The 14,322-nt window shown below is 68.4% G+C and carries 15 protein-coding genes; 10 read left to right on the top strand and 5 right to left on the bottom strand.

The annotated features are described in order from the left end of the window. Positions 1 to 32 precede the first annotated feature (32 nt). On the bottom strand, positions 33 to 365 hold the full coding sequence (locus tag AB0D57_RS09720) for a hypothetical protein (RefSeq protein WP_362069758.1): 333 nt from the start codon (positions 363 to 365) through the stop codon (positions 33 to 35). Between the two features lie 475 nt (positions 366 to 840). Here AB0D57_RS09720 and AB0D57_RS09715 point away from each other — a divergent pair, with 475 nt between their 5' ends. Together AB0D57_RS09715 and AB0D57_RS09710 are read left to right on the top strand one after the other, a co-directional pair. Beyond that, complete coding sequence (locus tag AB0D57_RS09715) at positions 841 to 3,180, top strand: immune inhibitor A domain-containing protein (protein WP_362069482.1); 2,340 nt, start codon at positions 841 to 843, stop codon at positions 3,178 to 3,180. A gap of 121 nt (positions 3,181 to 3,301) precedes the next feature. Continuing rightward, positions 3,302 to 3,670 (top strand): hypothetical protein, encoded by a 369-nt coding sequence (locus AB0D57_RS09710; RefSeq protein WP_362069479.1) that lies wholly within the window; start codon positions 3,302 to 3,304, stop codon positions 3,668 to 3,670. Positions 3,671 to 3,706: 36 nt separating this feature from the next. Here the strand turns inward: AB0D57_RS09710 and AB0D57_RS09705 are convergent, their stop codons facing one another. After that, positions 3,707 to 4,291, bottom strand: coding sequence for an isochorismatase family protein (locus tag AB0D57_RS09705; protein WP_362069476.1), 585 nt, complete (start codon positions 4,289 to 4,291; stop codon positions 3,707 to 3,709). A 284-nt stretch (positions 4,292 to 4,575) separates the two neighbouring features. Next, positions 4,576 to 5,904, bottom strand: a complete 1,329-nt coding sequence (locus tag AB0D57_RS09700; protein WP_362069473.1) for a nicotinate phosphoribosyltransferase — start codon at positions 5,902 to 5,904, stop codon at positions 4,576 to 4,578. Between the two features lie 174 nt (positions 5,905 to 6,078). On the opposite strand from AB0D57_RS09700, the gene clpS reads away from it, so the two are divergent. From clpS to AB0D57_RS09665, 7 genes are all read left to right on the top strand, one after another. Further along, positions 6,079 to 6,396, top strand: a complete 318-nt coding sequence (gene clpS / locus AB0D57_RS09695) for an ATP-dependent Clp protease adapter ClpS (RefSeq protein ID WP_362069470.1) — start codon at positions 6,079 to 6,081, stop codon at positions 6,394 to 6,396. 119 nt (positions 6,397 to 6,515) lie between these two features. Further along, positions 6,516 to 7,121 carry a DUF2017 domain-containing protein gene (locus tag AB0D57_RS09690; protein ID WP_362069467.1) on the top strand — a complete coding sequence of 202 codons (606 nt, stop codon included), beginning with the start codon at positions 6,516 to 6,518 and terminating at the stop codon, positions 7,119 to 7,121. A 321-nt stretch (positions 7,122 to 7,442) separates the two neighbouring features. Then, positions 7,443 to 8,903, top strand: a complete 1,461-nt coding sequence (locus AB0D57_RS09685) for an amino acid permease (protein WP_362069464.1) — start codon at positions 7,443 to 7,445, stop codon at positions 8,901 to 8,903. Between the two features lie 85 nt (positions 8,904 to 8,988). Beyond that, on the top strand, positions 8,989 to 9,411 hold the full coding sequence (locus AB0D57_RS09680; RefSeq protein WP_362069461.1) for a M67 family metallopeptidase: 423 nt from the start codon (positions 8,989 to 8,991) through the stop codon (positions 9,409 to 9,411). Between the two features lie 113 nt (positions 9,412 to 9,524). Then, entirely contained in the window at positions 9,525 to 9,626 is a 102-nt protein-coding gene (locus tag AB0D57_RS09675; protein ID WP_313904860.1) for a putative leader peptide, read from the top strand. Between the two features lie 113 nt (positions 9,627 to 9,739). Continuing rightward, positions 9,740 to 10,018, top strand: a complete 279-nt coding sequence (locus AB0D57_RS09670; RefSeq protein WP_362069458.1) for a MoaD/ThiS family protein — start codon at positions 9,740 to 9,742, stop codon at positions 10,016 to 10,018. Between the two features lie 17 nt (positions 10,019 to 10,035). After that, positions 10,036 to 10,986: a cysteine synthase gene (locus AB0D57_RS09665; RefSeq protein WP_362069455.1), complete on the top strand. Its 951-nt coding sequence runs from the start codon at positions 10,036 to 10,038 to the stop codon at positions 10,984 to 10,986. 211 nt (positions 10,987 to 11,197) lie between these two features. Here AB0D57_RS09665 and AB0D57_RS09660 read toward each other — a convergent pair whose 3' ends face one another. Next, the gene (locus AB0D57_RS09660) at positions 11,198 to 11,701 is read right to left on the bottom strand and encodes a type II toxin-antitoxin system PemK/MazF family toxin (protein ID WP_362069452.1); all 504 of its coding nucleotides are present in this window, start codon (positions 11,699 to 11,701) and stop codon (positions 11,198 to 11,200) included. A gap of 285 nt (positions 11,702 to 11,986) precedes the next feature. Here AB0D57_RS09660 and AB0D57_RS09655 point away from each other — a divergent pair, with 285 nt between their 5' ends. Further along, positions 11,987 to 12,739, top strand: a complete 753-nt coding sequence (locus AB0D57_RS09655) for an MBL fold metallo-hydrolase (protein WP_362069449.1) — start codon at positions 11,987 to 11,989, stop codon at positions 12,737 to 12,739. A 90-nt stretch (positions 12,740 to 12,829) separates the two neighbouring features. Here AB0D57_RS09655 and AB0D57_RS09650 read toward each other — a convergent pair whose 3' ends face one another. Further along, entirely contained in the window at positions 12,830 to 14,095 is a 1,266-nt protein-coding gene (locus tag AB0D57_RS09650; RefSeq protein WP_362069446.1) for a PTS transporter subunit EIIC, read from the bottom strand. Positions 14,096 to 14,322 lie beyond the last annotated feature (227 nt).

The following is a 14,322-nucleotide window of genomic DNA, read 5'->3' as shown; positions in this document are numbered from 1 at the left end:
TTGTGTTCACGGGCCCGCCGGTTCGTGTGCGTTCACGGGCCCGCTGGTTCTCGGACCGGCTCGGGCGCCGCGCCGGCCGGCACGGAGAGGGACGCGGCGACGGACGCGGCGACGGACGCGGTCTCGCGCCGCACCGGAACCCGTGCCTCCATGGCAGCGGCCGCGGTGGGCGGCACAGCGACCGCCGGCGCGCGCTTCGGCAGCGGAATCGTCAAGGCGACGAGCAGTCCCAGAGCGAGTGCCGACAGGGCGATCACCGCGATCCCCAGGCCCGAACTCGTCTGAGACAGCAGCAGCATGGCGAGCGTCGAGAAGATCACGGTGCAGGAACCGTAGGCGAGCTGTGCGGCGGTCGGACGAGGCAGTGCGGCGGTCGGACGAGGCATGGCGATTCCTCGGGGTGGGGGTACTCCCCCCATACCTCTCGCGATGGGGGAGGGTGCGGACAACAGTCGGGGTGGGGCTGCGAATCGGGGGAAGACAACGGTGTCGATTCGGTAATCCGTCGACATTCCGACGCTCTACCGATTGACTCTATTCGCCTGCATGCCCGAGTGGAACGCCCGGTAAGCGTGACCTAACCCACGGTGCCGATGCACAGGGGGCGCACGGAGTCATCGCGTCCATCACGTGGACCGGTGAGCGCGCCCGTTGAGGGGGTCCACGCGGTTCGGATACCGAACTTCCGCTCCGCATAGTGCAGTTGACCGGCACAAGTCAAGACCTGTCTTTTCTCTGGTAACTCCGGTCGAATGTCGTCACTTGACACGCGTATAGCGCGCGGAACTCCACGATCCGGGATCCCCCCTCCGCGCGAACGAACGCAGGGGAGGACTTCAAGTGACCAGCAGACCATGGACGTTCAGAGCGGCCGCGGTGGGCGTGGCCCTCACGACGGCCGCCGCCACATTCTCGACGTTCGCCGTGGCGCACGCCGACGCGCCGATCGACACGGCCGCCGTGAACCGGCAGGACCCGCAGTCGGCCAAGAACCAGCAGGAGCACGACCTCGACGGCCCGCTGAGCAAGACTCAGGAAGCGCAGCGCCAGGAGGCACTGAACCAGGTCATATCCGGCGACGCCGAGGTCAAGGACCGCGACGGTTCGAAGGTCGTCCGGCTGGACAGCAAGAAGGGCGACAGCAAGTACGTCGAGCTCGGCCGTGAGAAGACGGACAAGATCTTCACGATCCTGGTCGAGTTCGGCGACCAGATCGACAGCCGCTACGGCGGCACCGTGGGCCCGGCGCACAACGAGATAGCCGAGCCGGACCGCACCCAGGACAACAGCACGGCCTGGCAGGCGGACTTTGACCAGGAGCACTTCAACGACCTCTATTTCGGCACCGGCAAGGGTGTCGACTCGCTGAAGACGTACTACGAGAAGCAGTCTTCCGGCCGCTACTCGGTCGAGGGTGAGGTCACCGACTGGGTCAAGGTCCCCTACAACGAGGCCCGTTACGGCTCCAACGACGCCCCCACTGGCGCCTGGTACGCGGTGCAGGACGGTGTCACCGCCTGGGTCGCGGAGCAGAAGGCGGCAGGCGCGAGCGACGCGGAGATCAAGGCGGACCTGGCCGAGTACGACCAGTGGGACCGCTACGACCACGACGGCGACGGCGACTTCAACGAGTCCGACGGCTACATCGACCACTTCCAGATCGTGCACGCCGGCGAGGACGAGTCCGCGGGCGGCGGTGCGCAGGGCGCGGACGCGATCTGGGCCCACCGCTGGTACGCGTTCGGCACCGACGCCGGCTCGACCGGTCCCGCCGACAACAAGCTCGGCGGCGCCCAGATCGGCGACACCGGCATCTGGGTCGGCGACTACACCATTCAGCCGGAGAACGGCGGACTCGGCGTCTTCGCCCACGAGTACGGCCACGACCTCGGTCTGCCGGACCTCTACGACACCAACGGTGGTGACAACTCCACGGGCTTCTGGACGCTGATGTCCTCCGGCTCCTGGCTCGGCACCGGCAAGAACGAGATCGGCAACCTCCCCGGCGACATGAACGCCTGGGACAAGCTCCAGCTGGGCTGGCTCGACTACGACACGGCGAAGGCCGCGACGGCGTCGACCCACAAGCTGGGCGTCGCCGAGTACAACACCAAGGACGCGCAGGCCCTCGTGGTCGAGCTGCCGAAGAAGACGGTCACCAACGAGATCGTCGAACCGGCGCAGGGCGCGAACCAGTGGTGGAGCGGCAGCGGTGACAACCTCACCAACACGCTGACCCGTTCCGTGGACCTCACGGGCAAGTCCGCCGCCACGCTGACCCTCGACGGCTGGTGGGACATCGAGGCCGGCTTCGACTACCTCTACACCGAGGTGTCGACCGACGGTGGGTCCAACTGGACGGCGATCGACGGCACGGCGGACGGCGCGGCCATCAGCCGTGACGGCAGCGGCAAGCCGGCCCTGGACGGCACGACGGACGCGTACAAGAAGCTGGCCTACCCGCTCGACGCCTACGCGGGCCAGAGCATCAAGCTGCGCTTCCGCTACGCCACGGACGGCGGAGTGGCCCAGAAGGGCTTCGCGGCCGACTCGATCTCCGTGACCGCCGACGGCACCGCCGTCTTCCTCGACGACGCGGAGAGCGCGGACGCCGCCTGGACCGCGGACGGCTTCTCCCGTATCGGCGCGTCCATCACGGACGACTACGCGCAGTACTACATCGCCGAGAACCGCCAGTACGTGTCGTACGACAAGACCCTCAAGGTCGGCCCGTACAACTTCGGCTTCTCGACCCGTCCGTCCTGGGTGGAGCACTTCCCCTACCAGAACGGCCTGTTGATCTGGAAGTGGGACACCTCCCAGGCGGACAACAACACCAGCGTCCACCCGGGCGCCGGCCTGATCCTGCCGGTGGACTCCCACCCGACCGCGCTGAAGTGGTCCGACGGCACGGTGATGCGCGGCCGCATCCAGGCGTACGACTCGCCGTTCAGCCTCTACCGCACGGACGGTCTCACGCTGCACAACGCGGACGTGGCGACGAAGATCCCGTCGAGCAAGGGTGTGTCGACGTTCAACGACCACACCAGTACGTACTACGACGAGACGGCCCCGCGCGCCGGTGTCGAGATCACTGACACCAACACCAAGATCAAGATCGTCAAGGAGGCCCTGAACGGCTCCACGATCACGCTCAAGGTTGGCGCCGCGGTGAAGTAGTCGGCATTTGCGCAGGTCAGAGCATGATTCGGCGGCAGCCCCTGGCGGGTTGCCGCCGATCGTGTTTAGGTGCGTCCTGTGGATTTCTTATTGACACCGGTGCGCACGGGGGTGTGACTGCATGGCCGCAGGAGGTTTCTGCAAGCTGCCGAACGGCAGCGTGGTGGTGGCGCTGAACCTGCCCAGCCCGCCGGGCTCGGCACGGGGCTGCGTACGCGTCCTGGTGCTGGCCCAGAACCGTGCCCGCGCCCTGACCCGGCTGCGCAACCTGGGCCTGCGCGCGGTCTACCTCCGTGGCAACGCGGCCCCGCCCACCCCCGACGAGATCACCGCGGTCCTGCACCACCCCGACGGTCTGATATGGCGCACGGCCACCGGCGCGGCCGCCCTTCACACGGCCTCTGACAACGGTGTCGTGGCGCCCGAGCTCGCGCAGGAGCTGTGGCACCCGATCAGAGCGCTGCTGAGACGCCCGGCACCACAGGGGTGAGTCTGTCGGTGAGGGGATTCGGGGATTCGCCCTCGCCTATACGACCGGCTTGCCCGAAAGCTCCACGCCGGCCTCCCGCAGCTCCTCCAAGGCCCGGCCGGTGGTCTCCTCGGCCACCCCGGCGGTGAGGTCCAGCAGGACCTGCGTACGGAAGCCCTCCCGTACGGCGTCCAGCGCGGTGGCGCGCACGCAGTGGTCCGTGGCGATGCCGACCACGTCCACCTCGCCGATCTCGCGGGCCCGCAGCCAGTCGCCCAGCGAGACACCGTTCTCGTCGGCGCCCTCGAAGCCGCTGTACGCCGCCGCGTACGCGCCCTTGTCGAAGACGGCGTCTATCGCGCCGGAAGCGACCACCGGGGCGAAGTTCGGGTGGAAGCCCACCCCCTCCGTGCCGGCCACGCAGTGCGCGGGCCAGGAGTGGACGAAGTCGGGGTTGTCGGCGAAGTGGCCGCCGGGGGCGATGTGGAGGTCACGGGTCGCGACGACATGGCGGTAGCCGGCGGGCGCCTGCCCGATCAGCTCCGTGATGGCGGCGGCCACATCGGCACCCCCGGCCACCGCGAGGCTGCCCCCCTCGCAGAAGTCGTTCTGCACGTCTACGACGATCAAGGCGCGGCGCATGGTCGGTGTCCTTCGACTATGGGGTCGGCGGTTGGGTGCGGGTGCGGGCCGGCCGATGGAACCGAGCCTAGAGACTCCGAGCGCGGCGCGGGAGGGGGCAATGGGCTACGGCTGAGGCTCTTATGGCGGACTGCCGTTGCATTCCCGCTGTCCGCCCGTTCATTCGCGTTCGCCCAATGGTGGCTGAAGGCGGCCGGAGCGGCGCCCGCGCACGCCCCCGGCGTACTCCGGGGGCGTATCGGACGTATCGTCCGGATGTGCTCAGGCGTGCTCGGGCGGACCGCTCAGATGTACTCCGTCGGAAGGACCGGCTCCCCGCGCGAGAGCTGCGTCGCCGAGAGCGGCAGGTTCGCGCGGGCGGCAGCGTGCCGGTCGCGTACGGCGTCGAGCGGCTCGCGGGCGACGACCTGACCGCCCTTGACCAGCTCGACCAGCAGTTGCCGGGTGGCCAGCTCACCGGGGACCGGCCCGGTGCCGATCACCTCGGCCTCGGCGACCCCGTACTCGTCCAGCCGTCGAGCGGCCCACTTGCGTCCCCCGATCGAAGTCTTGCCGCCGGTGGATTTCTTGGCCACGGGCTCCAGCGCCGCCTTCGGATCCGCCGACTCGGCACGGGCGACCAGCTTGTAGACCATCGAACAGGTGGGATGGCCGGAACCCGTCACCAGCTGGGTGCCGACGCCGTACGCGTCCACGGGCGCCGCCGCCATCGAGGCGATCGCGTACTCGTCCAGGTCGGAGGTCACGGTGATCTTCGTGCTGGTCGCGCCCAGCTCGTCCAGTTGCTGCCGCACCCGGTGCGCGACCAGCAGCAGGTCCCCGGAGTCGATCCGCACGGCACCCAGCTCGAGCCCGGCCACCTCGACGGCCGTCCGCACCGCCTCGGCCACGTCGTACGTGTCCACGAGCAGAGTCGTGCCCCGGCCGAGCGAGTTCACCTGGGCCTGGAAGGCGTCCCGCTCGCGGTCGTGAAGGAGGGTGAAGGCGTGCGCGGAGGTACCCACGGTCGGGATGCCGTAGCGGAAGCCGGCGGCCAGGTCGGAGGTGGTCGCGAAGCCCCCGATGTACGCCGCCCGCGCCGCGGCGACCGCGGACAGCTCGTGCGTGCGCCGGGCGCCCATCTCGATCAGTGGCCGCCCCCCGGCGGCCGAGGCCATCCGGGAGGCGGCGGCCGCGATGGCCGAGTCGTGGTTGAGGATGGAGAGGATCACGGTCTCCAGGAGCACGCACTCCGCGAAGGACCCCTCGACCCGCAGGATCGGCGAGCCGGGGAAGTACACCTCGCCCTCGGGGTAGCCCCAGATGTCCCCGCTGAAGCGGTACGAGGCGAGCCACTTCAGGGTCGGCTCGTCCACGACGGCGTTCTCGCGCAGGAAGCCGAGGACGTCCGCGTCGAACCGGAAGTTCTCCACGGCGTCGAGAACGCGCCCGGTGCCCGCCACGACCCCGTACCGCCGCCCGTCGGGCAGCCGCCGGGTGAAGACCTCGAAGACCGAGCGCCGCTCGGCGGTCCCGGCGGCCAGCGCGGCCTGCAGCATCGTCAGCTCGTACTGGTCCGTGAAGAGCGCCGTCGAGGGAACGTCCACCGGCAGCCCAAGGTCCGCTGGGTTCACTGTCTTCTCCTCGCCGTATTGCGCCGGTGCACCCCAGTCTCGGCCGGGGGTCCGGGGGTTGTCCCCCGGGGGATGCCGCATAGAACCGGATGGTACCCCCATCTCGTCACTCTGACGATTTGTGGGTCCGATTTGGGGGACCCGTTTGTGCGAGGGCTCCTCTCTGGTGGCAGCATGGGCCGTGTGACGGCTCCCGCACCCCTAGAGATCGAAAAGACCGAGTCGGCGGAGGAGGTCTTCGCCGTACCCGAGCCGGACGTTCCCTGGGTCACCATCGTCCACAACGACCCGGTCAACCTCATGAGCTACGTGACGTATGTCTTCCAGGCGTACTTCGGCTACACCAAGGACAAGGCCACCAAGCTCATGCTGGATGTCCACCACAAGGGCCGGGCGGTCGTCTCCAGCGGCACGCGCGAGGAGATGGAGCGCGACGTACAGGCCATGCACGGCTACGGTCTGTGGGCCACTCTTCAGCAGGACCGGAAATAGCCCGAGCTCTCACAAGCCGAGAGCTCTCACAAGCCGAGAGCTCTCACCAACGGCGAGCTCTCGCAAACCGCGAGCTCTCAACAAACCGCGAGCAGGACCGGAAGTAGCGAACTCACTCCATGCCAGGACACTTCGAACCGCTCCCCGGCGGCGGCGCGGCCGTCGCGCTCGACGAGGTCGAGATCTCCATCATCCGCTCCCTCGCCGTCCAGCTCCTGGAGCTCATCGGTCCCGGCCCCGCGGAGAACGCCCCCGACGACCCGCTCGCCGAGCTGTTCGCGGAGGGCCCCAGCGAGCCGCCCGCCGACCCCGTGCTGCGGCGCCTCTTCCCCGACGCCTACAGCGGCCCCGACGTCGAGGCCGGCTCACCCGAAAAGGCCGATGAGCAGCGCGCCCACTCCGCGGAGTTCCGCCGCTTCACCGAGAACGACCTGCGCGCCGGCAAGCGTGAGAACGCCCTCGCGGTGATCCGCTCGCTGGACGCGCTCACCACGGCGGGCGACGGCGGCGCGGTCCTCAAGCTCTCCGCGGAGGAGTCCGAGCAGTGGCTGCGCGCCCTCAATGACCTGCGTCTGGCGATCGGCGCCCGGCTCGACGTCGTCGACGAGGAGGACACCGACCTCCTCTACCGCCTGCCGGACGAGGACCCGCGCAAGCCGATGGTGATGGCGTACCTCTGGCTGGGCGGGCTCCAGGAGACGCTGGTCGAGACGTTGATGCCGTGATCCGCCGCGTTCACGTGCCGTTCGCTCAGCGGACGCTCAACTCCGGATAACGATCGCATTACCGATGAGGCCTGTTATGTGGCCCTGAGTCCCATTTGTCCACTTCTCCCTGTGGTGTGGCTTACAGGCGCCCCAACCGATCAATGTTGCGGCCGTGATAAATCTTCACGACCGCCCGACGGGACACCATCCATGTCCTGCCGGGTGCGCCACCGACCGGCGGATCGCCGGTCAGGCACAAGCTCCACCTATCCGGGGGGATCGGAACGATCCGAAGCCAAGGGACTGGCTCGGATCGGCATGGAGAAAGGCGCACCACACATGACCTCATCGCAGGTCGGTAAGCACGACGAGAGTCGTGCCGGCAGTGAGGCCGTGAGCGGCGACGCCCCCGAAGAGGGGTACGAGCGCGGGCTCGGCAGTCGTCAGGTCCAGATGATCGCGATCGGCGGCGCGATCGGCGTCGGCCTCTTCCTGGGTGCCGGGGCGAACATCGCCAAGGCCGGGCCCAGCCTCATCTTCATGTACGCCATCGCCGGCGTGATCATCTTCTTCATCATGCGGGCGCTCGGCGAGCTGCTCCTCTACCGCCCGGTCTCGGGCTCCTTCGCGGAGTACTCCCGCGAGTTCCTCGGCCCGTTCTTCGGCTACTTCACCGGCTGGACGTACTGGCTGATGTGGGTGGTCACCGGGATGGCCGAACTCACGGCCGCCGCGATCTACGTCAACTACTGGTTCCCGTCCATCCCTCAATGGGTGACGGCGCTGGTGTTCCTGCTCGTCCTCTTCGTGGCGAACCTGATCTCGGTGAAGCTCTTCGGCGAGATCGAGTTCTGGTTCTCGATGGTCAAGGTCACCGCGCTGATCGGCATGATCGTGATCGGCCTCGGCGTCCTCACCTTCGGCTTCAGCTCCGCCGGTGACACCGCGTCGGTCGCCAACCTGTGGCAGTTCGACGGCTTCTTCCCCAAGGGCATCGGCTCGTCCCTGATGACCCTCCAGGGCGTCATGTTCGCCTACCTCGCCGTCGAGCTGGTCGGCGTCACCGCGGGCGAGTCCGAGAACCCGGAGAAGACCCTCCCGAAGGCGATCAACACCCTCCCCTGGCGCATCGCCCTCTTCTACGTCGGTGCGCTCACGGTCATCCTCTGCGTCGTGAAGTGGACAGAGTTCGCACCGGGCGTCAGCCCCTTCGTGGCGGCCTTCGCGAAGATCGGCATCCCGGCGGGCGCCGCGATCGTCAACTTCGTCGTTCTGACCGCGGCTCTCTCCTCCTGCAACTCCGGCATGTACTCCACGGGCCGCATGCTCCGCACCCTCGCGGACAACGGCGAGGCCCCGAAGGTCTTCAGCAAGCTCTCCTCGACCAAGACCCCCGCGATCGGCATCACCGTCTCCATGCTCTTCATGGGCATCGGCGTGATCCTGAACTACATCGTCCCGGAGAAGGCCTTCGGCTACGTCGTCTCCGTGGCCACCGCGGCCGGCATCTGGACCTGGCTGATGATCCTGATCAGCCACATCCTGTACCGCCGCGCGGTCGACGCCGGACGTCTGCCCGCGTCCTCCTTCCCGGCCCCGGGCGGCGCGAAGTGCAGCTGGATCGCCGTCGCGTTCCTGCTCTTCGTCACCGGACTGATCGCGTACGACGCCGACTCCCGCGTCTGCCTGTACGTGATGGCCGGCTGGGCCGCCGCGCTCGGCATCGGCTGGAAGGTGCTCAAGGCCCGCAACCCGCAGGTCACCGAGCGCCGCGAGCCGGATTTCGAGAAGGTCGGCTGACCCGCACGGACTCCCCGGTTCACCATGTGGGCCGCTTCGTACCACCCCTCGGTACGGAGCGGCCCTTCTGCTTATCCTGGCCAGCATGCTGACCATCACCCAGACCCTCGTCGACCAGATCGTCGCCCACGCGCGCCAGGACCACCCCGACGAGGCGTGCGGCGTCGTCGCGGGCCCGGAGGGCTCGGGCCGCCCCGAGCGCTTCATCCCCATGCTCAACGCCGCCCGCTCGCCCACGTTCTACGAGTTCGACTCGGGCGACCTGCTGAAGCTGTACCGCGAGATGGACGACCGCGACGAGGAGCCGGTGGTCATCTACCACTCCCACACCGCGACCGAGGCCTACCCCTCCCGCACGGACATTTCCTACGCCAACGAGCCCGCCGCGCACTACGTCCTCGTGTCCACCGCGGACACGGACGACGCGGGCCCCTTCCAGTTCCGCTCGTACCGGATCGTCGAAGGGGAAGTGACGGAGGAGGAGGTCACGGTGGTGGAGGCCTACTGATCCCCGCATCCGATCTGCCTCGGTCGGGCCCCCATCCCGAACTTTGGTCAGAATTCATCCACTATCTGAGATCACATTCCAGGACCCGGACCGGGAATCGATACGATGAGCGCATGGTTTCCCACGACGTGAGCGACAAGACGCCGGGCATGCTGCTCGTGGCGCGGCTGCACGTCGACCTGTGCAGGCTGCAAAGCGCCATCTGTACGCGCTGATCCTGCCGCCGTACGGCCGTGAGCCGCGGCTGCGCAACCGGCGTCACCCCTGCTTTTCCCGCGCTGCCGCGCGCACCCCGACCTGACTTTTCTCCCGACAGGAGCCCGCAACCATGGCCATCGAGGTCCGCATCCCCACCATCCTTCGCACCTACACCGACGGCGAGAAGGCCGTCCAGGGTGCCGGGGAGACCCTCGCCGAGCTGTTCGCAGACCTCGAGACCCGGCACGCGGGCATTCAGGCCCGCATCGTGGACGACGGCAAACTGCGCCGCTTCGTCAACGTCTACCTGAACGACGAGGACGTCCGCTTCCTCGACGGCATCGACACCAAGCTCACCGACGGCGACAACGTGACGATCCTGCCGGCCGTGGCCGGCGGCATGGTCTGATCGGCTGCTGACCTCTGATGCGCTACGACTCCCCGCTCGCCGCGGTAGGCAACACACCGCTTGTGCGCCTGCCACGCCTTTCGCCGTCCGAGGACGTCCGCATCTGGGCGAAGCTGGAGGACCGCAATCCGACCGGCTCGGTCAAGGACCGTCCCGCGCTGCACATGATCGAACAGGCGGAGAAGGACGGCCGGTTGACGCCGGGCTGCACGATCCTGGAGCCGACGAGCGGCAACACCGGCATCTCGTTGGCCATGGCGGCGAAGCTCAAGGGCTACCGCATGGTGTGCGTGATGCCGGAGAACACCTCGTCGGAGCGGCGTGACCTGCTGGGCATGTGGGGCGCGGAGATCATCTCCAGCCCCGCTGCCGGTGGCTCCAACACCGCCGTACGCGTCGCGAAGGAACTGGCGGCCGAGCACCCGGACTGGGTGATGCTCTACCAGTACGGCAACCCCGACAACGCGGGCGCCCACTACGCGACGACGGGCCCGGAGATCCTGGCGGACCTCCCCTCCGTCACGCACTTCGTCGCCGGGCTCGGCACCACCGGCACCCTGATGGGCGTCGGCCGTTTCCTGCGTGAGCACAAACCGGACATCAAGATCGTCGCCGCGGAGCCTCGCTACGACGACCTGGTGTACGGCCTGCGCAACCTCGACGAGGGCTTCGTGCCCGAGCTGTACGACGCGTCCGTCCTCACCAGCCGGTTCTCGGTCGGCTCGGCCGACGCCGTGACCCGCACGCGGGAGCTTCTTCAGCAGGAGGGCATCTTCGCGGGCGTCTCCACCGGCGCCGCGCTGCACGCCGCGATCGGCGTCGGCAAGAAGGCGCTGGCCGCGGGAGAGTCCGCCGACATCGTCTTCGTCGTCGCCGACGGCGGCTGGAAGTACCTGTCGACAGGCGTCTACACCGCCGCCACAACAGAGGAAGCAATCGAAACACTCCAGGGCCAGCTCTGGGCGTAGGTTTCCCGTCCCCCGGGGGCTCCGCCCCCGGACCCCCGTTCGGCCTGAACGGACTGGTCCTCAAACGCCGGACAGGCTGACCTACCCAGGGGCGCGGGGAACTGCGCGCCCAGCCCCCACCGCCCTGCACCCAAAGAACCACCTGCCGGGAGTCCGGGGGCGGAGCCCCCGGGGGACGGGACGGGTAGGGGCGGCGGGGGCGAAAAACCCTTCACCCGCCCAGGTACCGCACCTGATCCCAAAGCGCCGGATCCACCACCCCCACCCGCCGCCGAAAGTCCCACACAGACACCTCCCGCAGCTCATCCGTCTCCAGAAAACTCGCCCGCCCGTGCGCATCCCCCACCGCACCGGGCGGCAACGGAATCACCCCGGCCCGATCGTCGTGATACCTGCTGGTGATCTTCGCGACGACCGCACAGTCCTTTTGCACGGACAGCACCAGACACGGCCGGTCCTTGTCCCCGGGCCCGTCCTCGTAGGGAACGTTCGCCCACCAGATCTCCGCCGGCCGCGGCCGAGGCGCCCGCCGCCGCGCTCCACCCGGCAGTCGGCCCGGCAGCCCACCCGGCCGCCCGGACGGCCGACGCGTACCGGCGATCGGCCGATGCCGATGCCGATGCCGATACTGACGGCGCCCCCAGCCGTCCACCAGCGTCGCGACCAACGCGAGCAGCACCACAGCCGCCAGCGCGAGCCACCAGGACGTGTCCATAGCAACGAAGGTACCGGCGCGCACCCCGGCCCGCTCCCCTGCCGCGCCCCCTCACCGCACGGCCCGCGCATCTCGGGTCCAGCCGAAGGTCCGGCCGAAGGTCCATCCGAACCGGTGACAGCACAGGTGAGTTCGCCCACAACGGCCCCTGGTGGAGGAGCGACCCGTCCTTTTGCGCCTTACGCTCGACGGACCGCACGACCCCCGTTCCCGTATCTGCATCCGAGTATCTGTTCATCGCATTTACTCTCTGCACTTCCTGCCAGCGCGGAGGTTCCAGCTCTTATGAAGCTCACCGTCGTCGGCTGCTCGGGGTCGTTCCCGTCCGTGGAATCGGCCTGCTCGAGCTACCTCATCGAGGCCGACGGCTTCCGGCTGCTCCTTGACATGGGCAATGGTGCCCTTGGCGAGTTGCAGCGCCACTGCGGTCTCTACGACCTCGACGCGATCTTCCTCAGCCATCTGCACGCCGACCACTGCATCGACATGTGCGCGTACTTCGTCGCGCGCTACTACCGCCACGAGGGCGGCCGCGCCGGCCCGATCCCCGTCTACGGACCCGAGGGCACGGAACAGCGGCTGACCACCGCGTACGCGGACACCCCCACCGCCTCCTCCATGAGCGAGGTGTTCGACTTCCACACGGTCAAGCCGGGCACGTTCGAGATCGGCCCGTTCACCGTGCACACGGAGCGGGTGCGCCACCCCGTGGAGGCGTACGGCATCCGCGTGGAGCACGGCGGGAAGTCACTGACGTACTCCGGGGACACGGGCGTGACCGAGGCCCTGGACGAACTGGCCCGGGACGCCGACCTGTTCCTCTGCGAGGCCGCCTTCACGCACGGCAAGGAGAACATCCCCGACCTCCACCTCAACGGCCGCCAGGCGGGCGAGACGGCCAGCCGCGCCGGCGCCCGCCGTCTGCTGCTCACCCACATCCCGCCGTGGACGGACCCGCAGATCAACCTGACCGACGCCCGCGAGGTGTACGCGGGGCCGGTGGAACTGGCGATGCCCAGGCTGTCGTACGAGATCTAGACCCTGTACGCACGACAAGGCCCCCGGAGAAATCTCCGGGGGCCTCGGCGTGTGCGTGCGCCTGTGCGGGCGTGGGCGTGGGCGTGCGGCCTACTTGGCCTCCGCCTTGAGGAGCTCCGCCAGTTCCTCGTCCGATTCGCGGCCCGGTGTCGGCAGGTTCCACTTGATGATCGCGAAGCGGAAGACGACGTAGTAGACCACCGCGAAGCAGAGGCCCACCAGAACCAGGCCCCAGGGGTTGCTCGCGATGCCGAGGTTGAGGCCGAAGTCGATCGCGCCGGCCGAGAAGCCGAAGCCGTCCTTCATGCCGAGCGCCCAGGTCAGCGCCAGGGAGACACCGGTGAGGACCGCGTGGATGGCGTACAGGACGGGCGCGATGAACATGAACGTGAACTCGATCGGCTCGGTGACGCCCGTGAAGAACGAGGTCAGCGCGAGCGAGAACATCATGCCGCCGACGACCTTGCGGCGCTCGGGGCGGGCGCAGTGCACGATCGCCAGGCAGGCGGCCGGGAGCGCGAACATCATGATCGGGAAGAAGCCGGTCATGAACTGCCCGGCGGTCGGGTCACCGGCCAGGAAGCGCCCGATGTCACCGGTCTTGCCGTTGTACTCGCCCGCCTGGAACCACGGGAACGAGTTCAGCAGGTGGTGCATGCCGATCGGGATCAGCGCGCGGTTGGCGACACCGAAGATGCCGGCGCCGACGGCGCCCGAACCGACGAGCCACTCACCGAAGTTGTGCAGACCGGTGCCGAGGACCGGCCAGATGTAACCGAAGACGATGCCGATGACCAGCCCCGCGAGGGCGGACAGGATCGGGACGAGGCGGCGGCCGCCGAAGAAGCCCGCCCAGTCGGGCAGCTTGGTCCGGTAGAACCTCTGGTACAGCAGGGCGACGACTATGCCCATCACCACGCCACCCAGGACCTTGGCGTCCACCGGGGCGTCCACCATGACCACCTTGCCGTCGACGGCCGTGGCCACCTGCGGCAGGTTCTTGTCGGTGAACGTGGCCAGCACGTTCTTGAAGACCAGGTAGCCGACCACGGCCGCGAGCGCCGTCGAGCCGTCCGACTTCTTCGCGAAGCCGATCGCGATGCCCACGGCGAAGAGCAGCGCCATGTTGTCGAGGATCGCGTTGCCGCCGGCCGCCATAAAACCGGCGATCTTGGTCAGGAACGAGGGGAAGGACTCACGTCCCAGCATGTCGTCGGCGCCGAGCCGCACGAGGAGCGCGGCGGCGGGCAGTACGGCGACCGGCAACATCAGGCTGCGGCCGATGCGCTGCAGAACAGCCATCGCGCCGGCGCCCTTCTTCTTGCCGGCCGCGGGAGCGGCGCTGGCCGTGGTCACAACTTCCTCCAGTGGGCATGGCGACGCCACCCAGGGGACAGGAAGGGGGTGGGGGCGACGTGGTCTACACCACTCAGTGGTGTAGACCTGTTGTAGCACGGTGAAGCCCGGATAAGGAACCCGCCGATTTTGTGCCTTGGACCATAACAGGAAGAAGGGATTCCGGGCGAGATTCCGGACATGTCCACAGGTCCGGGGTGGGGTTGTCGACTGTTCATCAACTGGTG

This window comes from Streptomyces sp. NPDC048275, from assembly GCF_040652275.1.
Lineage (GTDB): Bacteria > Actinomycetota > Actinomycetes > Streptomycetales > Streptomycetaceae > Streptomyces.
This window is presented reverse-complemented; position numbering and strand designations above follow the sequence as displayed.

Coding starts and splice junctions, on each gene's coding strand:
- AB0D57_RS09710 (WP_362069479.1), top strand. CDS start 3,302: ATGGCCGCAGGAGGTTTCTGCAAGCTGCCGAACGGCAGCGTGGTGGTG.
- AB0D57_RS09705 (WP_362069476.1), bottom strand. CDS start 4,291: ATGCGCCGCGCCTTGATCGTCGTAGACGTGCAGAACGACTTCTGCGAG.
- clpS (WP_362069470.1), top strand. CDS start 6,079: ATGGGCCGTGTGACGGCTCCCGCACCCCTAGAGATCGAAAAGACCGAG.
- AB0D57_RS09690 (WP_362069467.1), top strand. CDS start 6,516: ATGCCAGGACACTTCGAACCGCTCCCCGGCGGCGGCGCGGCCGTCGCG.
- AB0D57_RS09685 (WP_362069464.1), top strand. CDS start 7,443: ATGACCTCATCGCAGGTCGGTAAGCACGACGAGAGTCGTGCCGGCAGT.
- AB0D57_RS09680 (WP_362069461.1), top strand. CDS start 8,989: ATGCTGACCATCACCCAGACCCTCGTCGACCAGATCGTCGCCCACGCG.
- AB0D57_RS09675 (WP_313904860.1), top strand. CDS start 9,525: ATGGTTTCCCACGACGTGAGCGACAAGACGCCGGGCATGCTGCTCGTG.
- AB0D57_RS09670 (WP_362069458.1), top strand. CDS start 9,740: ATGGCCATCGAGGTCCGCATCCCCACCATCCTTCGCACCTACACCGAC.
- AB0D57_RS09665 (WP_362069455.1), top strand. CDS start 10,036: ATGCGCTACGACTCCCCGCTCGCCGCGGTAGGCAACACACCGCTTGTG.
- AB0D57_RS09660 (WP_362069452.1), bottom strand. CDS start 11,701: ATGGACACGTCCTGGTGGCTCGCGCTGGCGGCTGTGGTGCTGCTCGCG.
- AB0D57_RS09655 (WP_362069449.1), top strand. CDS start 11,987: ATGAAGCTCACCGTCGTCGGCTGCTCGGGGTCGTTCCCGTCCGTGGAA.